At 62.2% G+C, this 15,289-nt stretch carries 17 protein-coding genes and 1 pseudogene; 14 read left to right on the forward strand and 4 right to left on the reverse strand.

Annotated elements, in window-relative coordinates; all coding sequences use genetic code 11:
* Positions 1–123: 123 nt before the first annotated feature.
* The 8 genes from AC07VI_RS04935 (at position 124) to AC07VI_RS04970 (ending at position 6,145) form a co-directional block, all read left to right on the forward strand.
* A complete protein-coding gene (locus AC07VI_RS04935; RefSeq protein ID WP_492995963.1) occupies positions 124–813 on the forward strand; it encodes a LexA family transcriptional regulator in 690 nt (229 codons plus the stop codon).
* 368 nt (positions 814–1,181) lie between these two features.
* A complete protein-coding gene (locus AC07VI_RS04940; protein ID WP_492995965.1) occupies positions 1,182–1,499 on the forward strand; it encodes a hypothetical protein in 318 nt (105 codons plus the stop codon).
* Positions 1,496–1,699, forward strand: coding sequence for a hypothetical protein (locus AC07VI_RS04945; RefSeq protein ID WP_492995967.1), 204 nt, complete (start codon positions 1,496–1,498; stop codon positions 1,697–1,699). Before AC07VI_RS04940 ends, AC07VI_RS04945 begins: the two co-directional genes overlap by 4 nt.
* 34 nt (positions 1,700–1,733) lie before the next feature.
* Positions 1,734–3,890, forward strand: a complete 2,157-nt coding sequence (locus AC07VI_RS04950; RefSeq protein ID WP_492995968.1) for a ParB/RepB/Spo0J family partition protein — start codon at positions 1,734–1,736, stop codon at positions 3,888–3,890.
* Positions 3,887–4,462, forward strand: a complete 576-nt coding sequence (locus tag AC07VI_RS04955; protein ID WP_492995970.1) for a hypothetical protein — start codon at positions 3,887–3,889, stop codon at positions 4,460–4,462. The genes AC07VI_RS04950 and AC07VI_RS04955 overlap by 4 nt, the downstream gene beginning before the upstream one ends.
* 64 nt (positions 4,463–4,526) lie before the next feature.
* Positions 4,527–4,844, forward strand: a complete 318-nt coding sequence (locus tag AC07VI_RS04960) for a hypothetical protein (protein ID WP_494808776.1) — start codon at positions 4,527–4,529, stop codon at positions 4,842–4,844.
* Positions 4,845–5,359: 515 nt separating this feature from the next.
* Positions 5,360–5,662: a hypothetical protein gene (locus tag AC07VI_RS04965; RefSeq protein WP_492995972.1), complete on the forward strand. Its 303-nt coding sequence runs from the start codon at positions 5,360–5,362 to the stop codon at positions 5,660–5,662.
* 249 nt (positions 5,663–5,911) lie between these two features.
* The gene (locus AC07VI_RS04970) at positions 5,912–6,145 is read left to right on the forward strand and encodes a hypothetical protein (protein WP_086143616.1); all 234 of its coding nucleotides are present in this window, start codon (positions 5,912–5,914) and stop codon (positions 6,143–6,145) included.
* A 186-nt stretch (positions 6,146–6,331) separates the two neighbouring features.
* Here AC07VI_RS04970 and AC07VI_RS04975 read toward each other — a convergent pair whose 3' ends face one another.
* Positions 6,332–6,577, reverse strand: coding sequence for a hypothetical protein (locus AC07VI_RS04975; protein ID WP_086143615.1), 246 nt, complete (start codon positions 6,575–6,577; stop codon positions 6,332–6,334).
* 318 nt (positions 6,578–6,895) lie between these two features.
* Here AC07VI_RS04975 and AC07VI_RS04980 point away from each other — a divergent pair.
* Positions 6,896–7,074: pseudogene (locus tag AC07VI_RS04980) on the forward strand (PLP-dependent aminotransferase family protein); the annotation flags it as partial.
* Positions 7,075–7,151: 77 nt separating this feature from the next.
* Here AC07VI_RS04980 and AC07VI_RS04985 read toward each other — a convergent pair.
* Positions 7,152–7,730, reverse strand: coding sequence for an NnrU family protein (locus tag AC07VI_RS04985; protein ID WP_086143614.1), 579 nt, complete (start codon positions 7,728–7,730; stop codon positions 7,152–7,154).
* A gap of 69 nt (positions 7,731–7,799) precedes the next feature.
* Entirely contained in the window at positions 7,800–8,192 is a 393-nt protein-coding gene (locus tag AC07VI_RS04990; RefSeq protein ID WP_492995975.1) for an Imm10 family immunity protein, read from the reverse strand.
* Between the two features lie 147 nt (positions 8,193–8,339).
* Between AC07VI_RS04990 and AC07VI_RS04995 the strand changes: the two genes are divergently transcribed.
* The 3 genes from AC07VI_RS04995 (at position 8,340) to AC07VI_RS05005 (ending at position 10,085) form a co-directional block, all read left to right on the forward strand.
* Complete coding sequence (locus AC07VI_RS04995; protein WP_099419401.1) at positions 8,340–8,756, forward strand: GNAT family N-acetyltransferase; 417 nt, start codon at positions 8,340–8,342, stop codon at positions 8,754–8,756.
* A 7-nt stretch (positions 8,757–8,763) separates the two neighbouring features.
* Entirely contained in the window at positions 8,764–9,519 is a 756-nt protein-coding gene (locus tag AC07VI_RS05000) for a M56 family metallopeptidase (RefSeq protein ID WP_492995977.1), read from the forward strand.
* 65 nt (positions 9,520–9,584) lie between these two features.
* On the forward strand, positions 9,585–10,085 hold the full coding sequence (locus AC07VI_RS05005) for a hypothetical protein (protein ID WP_086143611.1): 501 nt from the start codon (positions 9,585–9,587) through the stop codon (positions 10,083–10,085).
* Between the two features lies 1 nt (position 10,086).
* Here the strand turns inward: AC07VI_RS05005 and AC07VI_RS05010 are convergent, their stop codons facing one another.
* The gene (locus AC07VI_RS05010; RefSeq protein ID WP_413465872.1) at positions 10,087–10,893 is read right to left on the reverse strand and encodes a class I SAM-dependent methyltransferase; all 807 of its coding nucleotides are present in this window, start codon (positions 10,891–10,893) and stop codon (positions 10,087–10,089) included.
* A 268-nt stretch (positions 10,894–11,161) separates the two neighbouring features.
* Between AC07VI_RS05010 and AC07VI_RS05015 the strand changes: the two genes are divergently transcribed.
* Together AC07VI_RS05015 and AC07VI_RS05020 are read left to right on the forward strand one after the other, a co-directional pair.
* Positions 11,162–14,158 (forward strand): MHYT domain-containing protein, encoded by a 2,997-nt coding sequence (locus AC07VI_RS05015; RefSeq protein WP_494808778.1) that lies wholly within the window; start codon positions 11,162–11,164, stop codon positions 14,156–14,158.
* Positions 14,155–15,174, forward strand: coding sequence for a response regulator (locus AC07VI_RS05020; RefSeq protein WP_086148462.1), 1,020 nt, complete (start codon positions 14,155–14,157; stop codon positions 15,172–15,174). The genes AC07VI_RS05015 and AC07VI_RS05020 overlap by 4 nt, the downstream gene beginning before the upstream one ends.
* The last annotated feature ends 115 nt before the right edge of the window (positions 15,175–15,289 follow it).

Raw genomic sequence — 15,289 nt, forward strand, 5'->3', positions numbered from 1 at the left:
GCTTGGTGAGGCTGTTTAGGTAACGGTGTAATTTATCCATGCCAAATATTACCAAACGGTAATGATAAAGGTCAACACCCTTTGGTAATTTACTAAGAGGTAATTCAAGGGGACAATCTGGTGATGAATATTCAAGACACCCGACGTGAGCGCCTTGCGCAGCTAATACAGGAGCACTACGAGTCTCAAGCGGACTTCGTCGCCAAAACGGGTGAAAGCCAGAGTGAGATTTCTGGGCTCCTCAAGACCAAGTCATTCGGCGAAAAAAAGGCCCGAAAGATTGAAGCAAAATGCGGCCTCCCCACAGGCTGGCTTGACGGCCTTGTGGAACTGTCACCACCAGACAACCTGCTTAAGTTTCAACGGGTTGTTCTTGCGGACCCGGACGAGAACAGCATGGTTTTCATTCGCAGGGTCAAGTTACGACTGTCTGCCGGAATTACAGGCTTTCAAGTTGAGGATGACCGGCGCGAAGGTGGCGTGTACGCTCTTAGCCCTGAATTCATTAGAGATCATGGGCTTGATCCAGATCGGCTGATCGCCATCCAAGTGAAAGGAGACAGCATGATGCCCGCTCTCTACGATGGGGACACGGTAGTAGTCAATACTGCCGACACGAAACCTGTCGACTCAGCCGTGTTCGCCGTCAACTATGACGGCGAAGCCGTGGTTAAGCGACTGACGAGAGATATCGGCGAATGGTGGCTCAGTTCCGACAACCGCGACCAAGCCAAGTACGGACGAAAACTTTGTCGCGACCGCGAGTGCCTAATAATCGGCCGCGTCGTCAAAAAAGACAGCAATTACGTGTAAGCTCACGCGCACCCTAAGTTCATCGCCCAGCCAGGCATATCACCAATTAGCACTATAAGAAGCCCCATTCGGGGCTTTTTTTTCGACCTCAATTTGTAACGTATTTCTCACAAAATCCCAATATCACCATTTAGTGTTGACTACATCATTACCATTTAGTAATATTCGCCAACGGTCAACCACATCGATGGAGTAAGAATAATGGGTCAAATGAGTATCTTTGCCGTCACGGTTCGCATGCCCGGCCAGCTGCCTTGCGATGCCCTTCCAATTGCCGCCATCGCTGCAGACGCTGCATCCGCGATCATGAACATGATCGACTGCTTCGGCCCCTGCATGGTATCCGCCAGGCCGCTCAAGGCAGTGCAATGAAGGCCACAGCCAAGCCATTGGCACACGATAAACACTTGAGCCAGGCTCTCGCCGCGTCCGCCGCACTGGCGCGCTTGCAGCACTTGGCCAAGTCCGTTCGCTGCGCTCCGACAGACCTGTCGTCCGACGGTGGCCGCAGTATCGACATGCTGCGGCTGCTCGACGTAATGCGGGCTCGCGGCTATCGCATCGATCCGCCCGTTATGGCCACCGCCCAACCCAACCCGCAGCACACTATCTGGCTAATCAACATCGTCGTGCCTACCGGCGTCAGCGTCAGGCTGGGCATACCACTGCCACGGGTGCCAGCATGACCACTCCGCTCGTCCACCTGGCAATCGACGTACGCAGCGTGCTGGCCAGGCCACTCCACGAGCTGCGCGGCTTCACGCACCCGGACGGCCGCGCCATGACTCCACGCCAGGCCAAGGCCGCCCTGGTGGCGCAGTTGGCCGACGGCCATGAGCTGCTGGCCGTCGGCCGCAGCACTCCTTTCGATTTCATTAAACGCTAACCGGGCTGTACCCGCCCACAACCAGGAGCCGCACATGAGTAGCGACCTCGTAATACCCACCATCGGAGGCATGAAGAAAGCCCCGGCCCGCAGCGAGAAACGCATCGTCGCCGACGAACTGGTCGACGACCAAGTATTCGCAATCACCGACTGGACCGACATCCGCCCCAGCTACACCAACCGCAAACGGTTCAACCAGACCGCGCTGGAGCAACTGGCCGCCAACATCAAGGAAGTTGGGATTGTCCAGCCCATCCTGATTCGCCCTGTCACGCCAACCGCTGACGCGCCTCAGCATTTCGAGATTGTCGCAGGCGAGCGCCGCTGGCGCGCCGGCAACATCGCCGAGCTGCAGCGCGGTCCGACCATGATCCGCAAGCTGACGGACCTGCAGGCGCGCGAAATCCAGCTGCTGGAGAACCTTCAGCGCGAAGACCCACACCCGATGGAAGAAGCCGAAGGGTTCCAGGAGCTGATGCTCAATGCCGGCTACACCGCTGATCGCCTGGTGGAAAAACTGAAGAAATCGCGCAGCCACATCTATGGCCGCCTAAAACTGTGTGCCCTGACGACCGAGGTCCGCGAGAAATTCCTCGATGATGCGATGTCCGCCTCGACAGCCCTGCTTATCGCACGCGTACCCGTGCCGGCGCTGCAGATCAAGGCCTTGGCCGAAATTAGCGCGTCATATCAAGGCACTGGCGAGCCTATGCCCTATCGCGCCGCACTCCGCCACATTCAAGAGCGCTATACCGTCGACTTGACGCGCGCACTGTTCAAACTCAGCGATGCCACGCTCCTACCTCTGGCCGGCGCATGTACCAAATGCCCGAAGAAAACGGGCAATCAACCAGACGTATTCAGCGACATCAAAAGTGCAGACGTCTGCACAGACCCGGACTGTTACGCTGAGAAGCGCATGGCACACGATACGCTGACCATTGCTGCTGCAAGTAAAACTGGCGTTCCGGTCTATGAAGGCGTCGAGGGGGCAACCATCTATCGCAAGAATACCTACGACCGCTATAGCCTGTTTGTCATGGCCAACTCCCCCCTTTGGGTGTTTGATCGCAACTCGCCTGCCACCCAAAATCAAGGCAATGCAGCAACTTACCTCGATGGCGGCCTACTGCCTGAGCCAGCGTGGTATGTAAAGCACGACGGCGGCGAAGTGACCCCGTTTTACGACAAGGCCCCAATCCAAAAATTGCTTGAAGACGCTGGCGCATGCGAAACGGCCGAAGTTCATGCGGCACGCATGGCCGATTTGCGCGCCATAGCGGAGAAAAATGAAGCTGCAGCGAACACGCCAGCCAAACAGGCCGAAGTAGCCAAGGCGCGCGCGGAAGCGGACGCTGCCGAAAAGCAGGCCGAACAGGACGAGCGCTACCGCATCGAATTGTACAAACGTCTGCGCGCTAAAGGCGCGAACGGATTCTCACTGGCCTCGCTGCGCGAATTCACAAAGCTGGCGCTCACGACGCGCGAACTGCCAGACCAGGCCCTCGCTGGCGTATACACGTTCAACACGTCCACCACCGAAAGCATCCATGCGTACATCGACCAGGCCGGCCTACCAGACGTGCAGCTGCTGTTGGTCGACATGCTGCTCGGCGATTGCCTGATCATGGATAACGTTTGGGACGAAGACGACTTCCCAAACGAAATGGCCACCATGCACGCAATGGCCATGCATGAAGGCATCGATTCCGATCAGGTGCGCCTGCAGCTGGAAATGGACGAGATTCCATTCGAGGACGTCCAGGTACAGCAACTGAGCGACTTCATCGCCAACTCACCAGGCCGCCTGAACGATCTCACCAAATACATCCTCGCCGAGTGCCCGCTGATGATCAATGCCCTTGAACAGGCTGCAAATACCCACGGCTGGCATTACGCGCCTGGTCAAGTCTGGCTGCGTGCCGGCGAGACAAGCACTCCTGGCGCGGCCCACGTGGCGCCGGAGCAATCCGACGACGAAGACGCAGACGACCTGGCAAATCAAATCAACCTGGCCGCAAGCGCAGAAGTGGCCGTGATCGATCCGCCTGCAGCAGCTGCGGTCGAGCAGCCAGAACCTGTAATCGAGAAGCCGGCGCCACGTGTACGCAAATCAAAAATCCCGGCGAAGCCTGCAGCATGGCCTTGGCCAACATCCGCATCACCAACCACCGCGAAGGAAGCACAATGAACAGCGAGAACATCGCGGCTACGCCCGCACATGAACGTATTGAAGTAGTCGAAGTCCAGGAACGCCTGTCCTGGCCAAACGCTCCAGCCGGCGCTTACTGCGACACCTGGCTGATGGTCAACGCGGGTGCACTCAATTTCAAAGCTAGCGAAGAGCACCAGGTATCAGCCATGGCCAACATTGGCCACCAACTGCTGCAGGAGATTGCCGCCTATCGGCCGGCATTCAAATGGGCCACTAGTCCGGCCGAGATCGTCGGTGCACTGATCGAAGAGAACAGCTCGAACACCCCGGCGTTACCGCCAGCCCTAACCTTGCAAGAAAAATGGCAAAACAGGGCGGCTGCATTTCGTCGTCGCCTGCTTGGATTGGAGAGGCACCTCGCCGACCAGGCAGAGCAACGGGAAGGCAAAGCAATCGCGGCGCACATGGCGGTGGTGCATGCATCGCTTGGCGCGCCATCAAAACGGCGCCAAGGCGGCGCTGAACCTATGGCCTATCGCCTGCGTATCGCCGTCGCGTTCGCATGGCTGGCGTGCGCGTTGGCCAGCTTGTACTGGTGGTATCCGTAATGCGGGGCGCCACAACCTCGCCAAGCCGCCACCAGCATTACCACTTACTTAGAAACAAAACGATATGGACATTCAACACACCACTAAAACCGGCAAGCACTCCAGGGAGCAAAACATGAGTGACGTTGATCTGATCGAGCGCTTGGCCGATGCTGTCGCCCAGCGGATGACGCCATCGATTCCGCTGGCCGTTGACCTGTGGGACATTGCCACGATTGCCGCGTACTTAAAACGCGAACCAGGTACGGTTCGTGAACAGATGGCATGCCTGCCCTCGTTTCCCAAAGCCATCCGCCTGCCGACATCAAAGGGCCGTGCACAGCCCCTGTACAATGCTAAAGAGGTGATCGCGTGGGCACAATCGTACCGCGAAAAAAATTAATTTCGGTTACGCCAAATTTACGCCAAGTAGCCGGAAACCCGCATTAATACGTGGACAGCGATTCCGGCTCCCGGCACCACAATCATGTATCACACGGTCTCACCAAATATCAAAACCCGCATGCTTTCAGGCTTGGCGGGTTTTTTGTTGTCCGTATTTGTCCGTCGGCGTACAGTCAAAGCCATGAACTTTGTTGGTACTTTTTGCTGGATTTAGGATTTTCTCTAAAAAAATACCCTCAGGAAGTGCGCCATGCCACTGTTCGCCCAGTTTGTCCGCCGTGCTCTACGAGGGCACGCCCAGCGGCGACAAATATCCCGGTAAGTTGCCGTATCTGCACGGGACTATTTTCCCAAAAAAGCATTTCCTTTAATGTATGATCCTCGATAGGTCTGATACCGCTTCGATAACTTTCCGATAATGGGAAGAAAAGGCATCAGTCAACCGTCTGGTGCCTGGATTTGACCGATATGCTCATGCCGAGCCGAATAAAATTACAAATAAAAAGTTGGATTATGAATAAAAAATTCGCTCTCTTTTTATTTTTGAACATGTTCGCCTTTTCTGCCTCGGCTCAGTGGAAAGCGACGACGAAGCAGGAATGTACCAAAAGGTGTGTCGAATCGGATGCTGGAAATCCAAGGAAAACGGCATTTGACGAGAAATTAAGGAAAATCCGCGAAAAGAAAATCATAGAGCAAGATGACGATAAACTTCAAGGATTGCTAAAAGAGGAAAAGCAGGAGGTCGAAAATTACAAGGACAACGTCGAAAAGATATGTACGTCCATTTGCAAAGGCAATCCTGAGGCCAGGTAATTAGCGCGTCACTCGTGGCCATGCTGGGTGCAAACAGACGGGTTCTGCGGGCCTAGTTGTACACATCATCTGTACCGGCGGCCGAACTGTGCCATGCATCAGCTACACGGCATGACGTCTGTGACATATTATTTATCATCGTTTGGCTTGGCAACATGCCGCCGTCCGGCAATGCCAACCGTCCCGAGTCAGCCAAAGGGCGACCTCATTGCCATTTCACGACACACAGACCAAAAGGATGCGGCCAATATGAACTACGAAGAAATCGGCAAATTCATCTATGGAGCATGCCGCAGTGGCGCCGCACCGATGGATATTGAGAACTGGATGGCCGATGATTTAGGGATTGCCCGCATACCAACCAGCGATAATGACGCCGCCGCCAGGCTGATGACTGCTTTTTTTGCCAAGTACGACGATAGCGAGAAGCTTCAGGAAAACTATGACCGTTTCGTAGCAGAACTAAACAATCGGCAATCATAACGCTACCGGCCGCGCCTCTGCGGCGGCTCAGGAACACAGCCTGACATCGACGGCAACCGGTCAAAAGCAGGCTGTTGCCGCACGTCAGGGCAGGGCCGCTGCTCGAATGCCGGGAGCCCAAGGCAGCCGGCGGCACCTGCGCTCAGCGGCGCGACAAGACCGGGATCGGCCGACTATTCCTTGCCATCATGGAAAGATGATTTCCAAACCGAGCACCTTGACGAAGAAGAAGGTGACGATCCCCAGGCCCAGCAGCAACAGCGTGAAGATTGCGACCACCTTGCCGCTCGCGCGCAGCACCGCGCGGTTCTGCTTCGCCTTGTTCTCATCCTTCTTACCTTGATCGTAATGCCACTTGATGGCGAAGAACATGCCCGTGACGAGCACGAAGGCCTTGAATGTCACGAAGACTATAGGAGTCCAATCGATCATTTTGCGTATTTCCAGTCTATTACTTGACACTATCTATCGTGAGGAGCACTGCCTCAATACGCTGCCTCAGCAGCTTCCGTGCAAACCATCCCCTACGGGCATCCTGTTTGAATCTTGCATTATATCCAGCCATGGAATAAGCATGGCATTCTGCAAAGTAATAGGCCGAATACGATGAGCGGGGGGAAAACGTCAGCGACCGTCATACAAGAATGGTGTTGCTGCATGTGCTGATGCATACTACTTCAAAACAATTTCCATACATTGAGACAAAATGTCCCAGTTGAAAACCATGCAAGATGAACATTTGACTATCTGGCTGCCGCGCTTGTCCGTCCCGGTGCGCAAGCGGCAATCGCCGCATTGATCCTTGCGCTGACGCCGCCTGGCGACGGGATCCTCGCTTGCGTGCCGCAGCGCCCCAATTCGGCCGGCACATCATCGCGGCGGAAGCGGACCGGCACCGGATGGCGCGCGACATCCTGGCGGGGCGCTGCAACGGCGCGGAAGACGGCCTGCATGTCAGGCTCGGGTTGCCGGCGTACAAGGAACTCCCCGCAGCTGGCGCATCCGTCTAGCCGAACGGCCGCACGCCAAACAGCACGCCATGCAGCCAGAACGCCAGCAGCAGCCACAGCGCACAGCCCGCGGCTATGGCGGCCAGGGTGCCTGGCGCGGTGCCGCCCTGGTAGCTGACGCCGGCCGCGCGGTCGCGCCGCACGGCGCAATACAGATCAACTGACGACCAGACGAGGAAGCCGCCGAACAGCAGCACGTCGGCCACGCTGCCGTTGGCCAGCAGGTGCGCGACGGCCCAGAATTGCGTGCCCAGCAGCATGGGATGGTGGACCCAGGTCTTGATGCGGTTGCGCGGCACATTGGCCGCCGCCAATAAAATCAGCGAGAACAGCATCAGCAGGCCGCTGGCGTGGCGCAAGCCCATGGGTGGCGTCCACAGCACCTGCGGCTGCTGGCGCGCCAGGGCGTAGCCCCAGATGATCAGGCCCAGGCCGGCAAACGCCACGAGCGAATAGACGCCCTTCCAGCGCTTTTCGCCGAGGCGCGCCAGCTGGGCGCTGCGCCAGCCGTCGGCGACGATGCGCACCGAGTGCACGCCCAGAAACAGCAGCAAACCGAGTATCAGCACCGTCATCGTGTTCTCCCGCAGTCAATACCAGTTATCGAGCATAGACGAGGCCATGGCCGGCGTCGTGCGCGCAGATCAACGTTCTTCGCGATAGTAGTCGCAGCCTTCAAACGTCGCGCGCAGCGCCTGCTGCAGCCGGGCGTAGCGCTCGGGCGTCAAGTTGAAACGCACATCGATCTGGCCGTCGTCATCCATCTGCATGGCCGCCTCGGCATCCATCTGCACGGACAGGCGGTTCGGATGCAGGATCACGGCATGCATGTGGCCATACCAGGCAAATTCCTGGCCGCCGTATTCAATATACGGTTCGTCCATGCCCAGCGCCGCGTCCTGCGCGTCGTATGCGTCGGCGCGCTGCAGCATCAGGTAGACTGGCTCGCCTTTGCCGGCTGGTGCGGCCAGGGTGGTGATCAGGGCGTCGTCTTCATGGATGACGGACAATTCGGTGGCGGTAAATCCTGCGGACATGGCATGCTTTCAACAATTCAAGGGATGGCGCCACCATAGCGCAAAAGCGCCTCGGACGACATAGGGCGCGGCGAATAAAGCGTGCCGCCTCCAGCCGTGCTGGCCGCCTATAATGGCCATTCCATCCATATTGCACAGGAGAACGCCTTGTCCGCAGCATCGCCCTACACCACCCGCCTGGCCATTCCCGCCATCGCCACCTACCAGCAGCTGCGCGTTGCCGCCGGCCTGAGCGCGAAAACCACGGAGGCGGCGGCCAAAGGCTTGCCGAACTCGCTGTTTGCCGTGCAGGTGCTGCTGGGCGACACGGTGGTGGGCATGGGCCGCATCATCGGCGACGGCGGCTGTTTTTACCAGGTGGCCGATATCGCCGTGCTGCCGGCCCACCAGGGCAAGGGCCTGGGCAAGCTGATCATGCGCGAAATCATGCGCTTCATCGACAGCGAAGTGCCGCCCAGCGCCTACGTCAGCCTGATCGCCGACGGCCAGGCGCAGGACCTGTACGCCCAGTTCGGCTTCAGGCACACGGCGCCCGCCTCCGTCGGCATGGCGCTGAAGCGCTAGGCGCCCGATGCCTGCCTGGCTGCTGAGTAGTATGGCGCTGGCGCTGCTGCTGTCGGCCGGCACCTGGCGGATTGAAGCCCTGCTGCAGCGGCGCGGCCAGCCACGCCGCCGTACGCGCTGGCTGTGGCTGGCGGCCATGGCCGCGTCCGTTCTGCCGCCCCTGGCCTGGCTGCCCGGCGTGCTGGCCAGCCTGCCGCCCGAGCTGTCGCAGCTGAAGCTGGCCTGGCTCACGTTATCAAGCGGCATGCTGACGCTGCTGGCGCTGCGCAGCATCTGGCTGCTGTCGCACCAACGCCGCTGGCAAAGAACCACCTTGCTGGGCACGCCTGTATTCTTGAGTGGCGGCATCGGCCCCTGCGTGGCGGGACTGCTGCGGCCCCGCATCGTGATGCCCGTGTGGCTGCAACTAATTCCCCTCAAGCAACAGGCGCTGCTGCTGGCGCACGAGCAGTGCCGGGTCCGGGCGCGCGACCCGCAACTGCTGGCCCTGGCCTACGCCTTGATCCTGATCATGCCGTGGAATGTGCCGCTGTGGTGGCAGCTGCACCGGCTGCGCTTTGCCATCGAAGTCGATTGCGACGCGCGCATGCTGGCGCAGGGCCACGCGCTGCGCGACTATGCCTTCGTCCTGCGACGGCACGGCCAGTATTATTCGGGGCTGACGGGCGCCTCGCCGCTGGTGCTGAACGACCCGCTGGCATTGCGCCGGCGCCGCCGCATCATGGCCAGGTTTCCCCGGGACGGCGCGGCGAACTTGCTATAGTAGCGGCCATGGCGCACAGCGCGCCGCCGCCCCCGGCCCATCCCCCAAGAAATCAGAGAGATACCATGCTTTACCTGCTAGCCATCGCCGTCGTCATCGCCCTGCTGTACTACGTCTTCAGCGGCCGCGCGCCCGCCCAGCCGCTGCACAAGCCGCTGCTGTCGATACGTCAGTACGTGCCGGCGATTCCCGCGGGCGCGCCCGTGCACCACTGGAGCGACGAGGGCCGTTTTGCGTCGGAGGTGGAAAACGAAGCGATGTACCAGAGCGCCATCGCCAAACTGGCCGGCGAACACGGTCCCGGCAACGCGGAAGAAAAATGCCTGGCCCTGCTCGTCTGCGACGACGCCAACCCGTTCCAGGACAAGGCCATCGCCGTCTTCATCGACGGCCAGCTGGTGGGCTACCTGTCGCACAACGACGCGCTGCGCCTGCGCCGCAACCTGGGCCGCCAGGACCTGGTGGGCCAGCTGACCTCGTGCGACGCCGTCATCCGCGGCGGCGGCCTGTGGAACGGCAAGCGCCTGGCGTATGCCGTCTGGCTCGACCTGCAGCCGTACAACTGAGTTACACGACGCGCGCCTGTCGGATGGCGCGCGTGGCGATAAAGCTGGGCAGGTATTTTTCAATTTCAAAGCGCGGCTGCGGGTGCATTTCCTCGTGGTAACCCGCCAGCACGAAACCGGCCGCCAGCTGCCCGCCGAGCTGGCTGTCGAGGCCGTGGCCGAAGACCAGCGCCTCGCCCTTCTCCATGCGCGCCGCCAGCACGTCCGCCGGCATATCGTCCACGTCCGAATACGGCAGCACGAAGCGGGGCCGTATCAAGCCCTGCTGTGCCCATTGCGGATCGCGGTCGCCGATGAACACGGCCGGATTGAAGAAGCTGCTCAGCAGCACGCCGCCATCGGCCAGCACGCGCGCGCATTCGCGCCACACGGGGGCGATGTCGGGTACGTACTGGTTCGACACGGGATGGACGATGACATCGAAACTGGCGTCGGAAAAACAGGCCAGGTCGCGCATGTCGCCCTGCACGGTGGCCAGCCGCAAGCCGTCGCGCGCAGCCACCATGCGGTCTTGCGCCAATTGCTGCTCAGATAAGTCAAAGACGGTCACGTGCGCGCCGGCGGCTGCCAGCACGGGCGCCTGCTGCCCGCCCGCACCGGCCAGGCACAGGATGCGCTGGCCCCGCACCTCGTCCAGCCAGCCGTCCGGAAGCGGCCCCGGCGTCAAATGGATTTGCCACTGCCCGGCGCGCGCCGCCGCGATGGTGGCGCTGTCGACGGGCTGCGACCACGGGCTGTTGCGGGCAGCCTGGGCATCCCAGGCGCGCTGATTATGCAGCAAGAAGTTGTTACTTAAAGACATAGTCATCCCTTCAGAAAAGCAGGGCGCAAATGTAGCACGAGGCACAGCCAGACGTCGCAGTTTGCAAAAAAACCACACAATTCCTGACCGCAACTTCCCGGCTTGCGCCGCCCTGCCACGGGCGCGGCGCGGTTTTCCGGCCGGACCCGCGATTACGCGACAGAGAAAATAATTATAATTAAGATATTTGTTTCCAGAAATCTGGTAAGGTAATCCGCATCGATCACCCACAGTGGCAGCGAGCCTACACGCGGCGCCGCGCCGTTTGCCCACGATGATACCTGCCAGCGTACAACAGCTGTTCCGCCTGCCCGCCGATCCGGCCCTGCTCCACGCCGGCCAGTATGCGCCGGGGCTCGTGCTGCTGTCGCTCGTGATCGCCATTTTCACGTCGTGGATGGCCTTCCAGATGACGGCCTACAGCCGCGCGCAGGCCAGCGTCAGCGGCCTGCTGCACCTGCTGTGTTTGCTGGCCGGCAGCCTGGCCCTCGGTTGCGGCGTATGGGCCATGCATTTCATCGGCATGCTGGCCTTCGAGCTGTGCACCAGCGTCGATTACGCCCCGGGCCTGACCTTGCTGTCCATCGTGCCCAGCGTGGCCGCCTCGTTCGTGGCCCTGGCCACCATCAGCCGGCGCGCCGTCACGGCGCCGCTGCTGCTGTGGAGCGGCCTGCTGGTGGGCCTGGGCATCGGCGCCATGCACTACACGGGCATGCACGCCATGCGCGTCGGCCTGGCGCTGCGCTACGACCCGCTGCTGTTCGCGCTGTCGCTGCTCGTCGCCGTGGTGCTGGCTACCCTGGCCCTGTGGATACGCTTCGGCCTACGCGGCTGGAACACGGCGCCGGGACCGTCGCAGCGCCAGCTGATCAGCGCCTGCGTCATGGGCGGCGCGATGACCGGCATGCATTACATGGGCATGCAGGCGGCCCGTTTCGTGGGGACGATTCCGCCGGGCCACGACGCCGATGCGGACCGCCCCATGCTGGTCGTCGGCGTGACCGTGCTCACCGTCGCCCTGACCATCTTCGTCGCCTCGGCCGTGGGCGTCCTGCGCTACCGCGAACTGTTCCGCCACCTGCACCAGAGCGAGAACTGGATGCGCTCGTTGCTCACGAGTACCATCGACGGCGTCATCACCATCGACAAGGCGGGCGGCATCATCGACTTCAACGGCGCCGCCGAGCGCATCCTGGGCTGGCGCCAGGCCGACATCGCCGGCCGCCACATCAGCGTGCTCGTCAGCGACGTGCGCCAGTCCGGGCAGCATGGCTTGCTGCACTACCTGCGCACGGGCGAGGGCGACGCCTTCCAGTCCAGCGAGGAAATCCTGTACCTGCGCAAGGACGGCGCCCCCGTGGCCGTGCAGCGCTCGATGGCCAGCGCGCGCCTGGCCGACCAGGATGTCTATGTGCTGTTCATAACGGACATCAGCGAGCGGCGCGCCATGCTGGCCGCCCTGCGCGACAGCGAACAGCAGCTGCGCTCGCTGATCGGCAACCTTCCCGGCATCGCCTTTCGCTGCACCACGGCCGAAAACCAGCCCATGCTGTTCATCAGCGACGGCGTGGAAGCCGTCACCGGCTATCCGCCCGCCGACTTCCTCGGCGCCGCGCCACGGCGCAGCATCATGGGCCTGATCGCCGTCGAAGACCGCGCCTACGTCACCGACGTCTTCAAGCGCAGCGTCGCCACGGGCGAGCCGTATCTGCTCGAATACCGGCTGCTGCACGCGGACGGCAGGCCGCGCTGGCTGTGGGAGCGCGGCAGCGTGGTGCACGACCCCGTGGGCGCCGTGCGCTGCGTCGACGGCGTCATCCTCGACATCAGCGAGCGCCGGCAAATGGAGGAAGACTTGCGCATGGCCAAGGAGAAGGCGGAACTGGCGGCCGCCACGGGGGCCAGCTTCGTCGCCAACATGAGCCATGAAATCCGCACGCCGATGAATTCCATCCTCGGCTTCACGGACGTGCTGCTCGATTCGCCGCTGACGCCGGAACAGCGGCGCCACCTCGACACGGTACGCCAGTCGGGGCGCTCGCTATTGCGCCTGCTCAATGAAGTGCTCGACACGGCCAAACTGGACAAAGGCGCCGTGGCGCTGGAACTGCGCGATTACAGCCTGCTGGCGCTGATTGACGAGCTCGCCTCCACCTACGGCATCCATGCGCGCGCCAAGGGCTTGCGCATGGAAGTGCAGTACGACCCGCAGCTGCCGGCCCTGCTGCACGGCGATGAATTGCGCATGCGGCAAGTGCTGGGCAACCTGCTCGACAACGCCATCAAGTTCACGGCCAGCGGCGCCGTCAGCCTGGCGGCCCGCCTCGACGACGGCCAGCTGCACCTGCTGGTGCAGGACAGCGGCATCGGCATCCCCGCCGGGCGGCGCGACGCCATCTTTGAACCGTTCGTGCAGGCCGACGCCTCGACCACGCGGCGCTTTGGCGGCACGGGCCTGGGCGCCACCATCAGCCGGCAGCTGGTGACCCTGATGCAGGGGCGCATCCGGGCCGATGCCGCCGTGCCGCACGGCAGCGTATTTCACGTGACGCTCCCCCTGCGCCCGGCGCGCCGGCAGGCGCCGCCGGCAGGCGCGCGGCGCAGCGTGCACCTGCCGCCGCTGCGCGTGCTGGCCGCCGACGACGTGCCGCACAACCTGGAAATGCTGTGTTTGCTTCTGCGCAAGCGCGGCCACACGGTGGACACGGCCGGCGATGGCGAGCAAGCCCTGCGGATGGCGCAGCAGCACGATTTCGACGTGCTGCTGCTGGACCTGCAAATGCCGCGCATGGATGGCCTGGCCGCCACGCAAGCCATCCGCGCCGCCGCCGTGCGCGATGGCCGCCCGCGCGTGCCCGTGATCGCCATGACGGCCAGCGTGCTGGCGGCGCACCGCAAGGCGGCGCGGGCGGCCGGCATGGACGGCTTCGCCACCAAGCCCGTCGAATGGCAGGCGCTGTCGCAGGAAATCGCCCGCGTGCTGGGCCTGGCCACGGGGCAGCGGCCCGCCATCGCCGGACTGGCGCCGCCCGGCGCGCCGCCGGCGCAGGCCAGCGATATCCATGCCGCGCAGCAAGCGGCCGCCACCCTGCTGCGCGCCCTGCGGCGCGGCGAACTCGATGACGGGGCGCTCGCCCGGCTGCGGCACGCCATGGGAGCAGCGGCGGACGCACTGGCGCCGCTGCAGCACGCCATCGACGACTTTGATTTTCCGCAAGCACTGTCGCTCTTGCGCGACTTGCTGCAAACGCTGCAACGGGAAGTCCCATGAGCGGACCGCGCCCAGGCAAGCCCCTGCTGCTGGTCGTCGACGACGAGGCGGCCAATCTGCAATTGCTGCGGCACATACTGCAGGACGACTACACGCTGCTGTTCGCCAAGGATGGCGCGCGGGCGCTGGCACTGGCGCGGCAGGAGCGCCCGGCCCTGATCCTGCTCGACGTGATGATGCCGGGCATGAGCGGCCACGACGTCTGCCGCCGCCTGAAAGCGGAAGCGCCGACGGCTGCCATTCCCGTCATCTTCGTCACGGCCCTGAACGACATGCGCGATGAACTGAGCGGTTTCGAGGCGGGCGCCGTCGACTACATCAGCAAGCCGCTCAGCCCCGCCATCGTGCGCGCCCGCGTGCGCACGCATTTGTCGCTGGTGCGCATCGAGGAATTGACGCAAACGCGGCTGCAGATCATCCAGCGCCTGGGCCTGGCGGCCGAATACAAGGACAATGAAACGGGCTTGCACGTGATCCGCATGAGCCATTACGCGCGCCTGCTGGGCGTGGCGGCCGGCATGGACGCGGCCGCCGCCGACGACCTGCTGCACGCGGCCCCCATGCACGACGTGGGCAAGATCGGCATTCCCGACCGTATCCTGCAAAAGCCGGGCAAGCTCGATGCGGACGAATGGGCCGTCATGCGGACGCACGCGCGCATCGGCGGCGACATCATCGGCGAACAGGCGCAGGGAGGCATGCTGGCGCTGGCGCGCGAAATCGCCCTCAGCCACCATGAAAAATGGGATGGCAGCGGCTACCCGCGCGGCTTGGCGGGCGAGGCCATTCCGCTGGCCGGGCGCATCGTCGCCGTGGCCGACGTCTTCGACGCGCTGACCTCGGCCCGTCCCTACAAGCGCGCCTGGCCCGTGCCGGACGCCGTCGCCTGGCTGCGCGAGCAGCAAGGCAGCCACTTCGATGCGCGCCTGGTCGACCTGTTTGTGCGGGAAATGCCCGCCATTGAGGCCATCCGCGTGCGCTGGGCGGAGCAGGAGGAAAAGCCCGCGGCCGCCTGAAAAGGGAACTCCCGCCACGCCCAGCGTTGTTGCGTCACACAAGGAAGTACCGGACAGGCCGGCGCCGATGCTGACCACTGGAAGGGCAAGGAGTTCGATGCCATTATGGCTGGCG

It is taken from the genome of Janthinobacterium sp. GW821-FHT03A03, from assembly GCF_059421435.1.

Bases quoted from the DNA above. Each gene is read 5' to 3' on its own strand.
- AC07VI_RS04935 (WP_492995963.1), top strand. From the start codon at position 124: ATGAATATTCAAGACACCCGACGTGAGCGCCTTGCGCAGCTAATACAG.
- AC07VI_RS04940 (WP_492995965.1), top strand. From the start codon at position 1,182: ATGAAGGCCACAGCCAAGCCATTGGCACACGATAAACACTTGAGCCAG.
- AC07VI_RS04945 (WP_492995967.1), top strand. From the start codon at position 1,496: ATGACCACTCCGCTCGTCCACCTGGCAATCGACGTACGCAGCGTGCTG.
- AC07VI_RS04950 (WP_492995968.1), top strand. From the start codon at position 1,734: ATGAGTAGCGACCTCGTAATACCCACCATCGGAGGCATGAAGAAAGCC.
- AC07VI_RS04955 (WP_492995970.1), top strand. From the start codon at position 3,887: ATGAACAGCGAGAACATCGCGGCTACGCCCGCACATGAACGTATTGAA.
- AC07VI_RS04960 (WP_494808776.1), top strand. From the start codon at position 4,527: ATGGACATTCAACACACCACTAAAACCGGCAAGCACTCCAGGGAGCAA.
- AC07VI_RS04965 (WP_492995972.1), top strand. From the start codon at position 5,360: ATGAATAAAAAATTCGCTCTCTTTTTATTTTTGAACATGTTCGCCTTT.
- AC07VI_RS04970 (WP_086143616.1), top strand. From the start codon at position 5,912: ATGAACTACGAAGAAATCGGCAAATTCATCTATGGAGCATGCCGCAGT.
- AC07VI_RS04975 (WP_086143615.1), bottom strand. From the start codon at position 6,577: ATGATCGATTGGACTCCTATAGTCTTCGTGACATTCAAGGCCTTCGTG.
- AC07VI_RS04985 (WP_086143614.1), bottom strand. From the start codon at position 7,730: ATGACGGTGCTGATACTCGGTTTGCTGCTGTTTCTGGGCGTGCACTCG.
- AC07VI_RS04990 (WP_492995975.1), bottom strand. From the start codon at position 8,192: ATGTCCGCAGGATTTACCGCCACCGAATTGTCCGTCATCCATGAAGAC.
- AC07VI_RS05000 (WP_492995977.1), top strand. From the start codon at position 8,764: ATGCCTGCCTGGCTGCTGAGTAGTATGGCGCTGGCGCTGCTGCTGTCG.
- AC07VI_RS05005 (WP_086143611.1), top strand. From the start codon at position 9,585: ATGCTTTACCTGCTAGCCATCGCCGTCGTCATCGCCCTGCTGTACTAC.
- AC07VI_RS05010 (WP_413465872.1), bottom strand. From the start codon at position 10,893: ATGACTATGTCTTTAAGTAACAACTTCTTGCTGCATAATCAGCGCGCC.
- AC07VI_RS05015 (WP_494808778.1), top strand. From the start codon at position 11,162: ATGATACCTGCCAGCGTACAACAGCTGTTCCGCCTGCCCGCCGATCCG.
- AC07VI_RS05020 (WP_086148462.1), top strand. From the start codon at position 14,155: ATGAGCGGACCGCGCCCAGGCAAGCCCCTGCTGCTGGTCGTCGACGAC.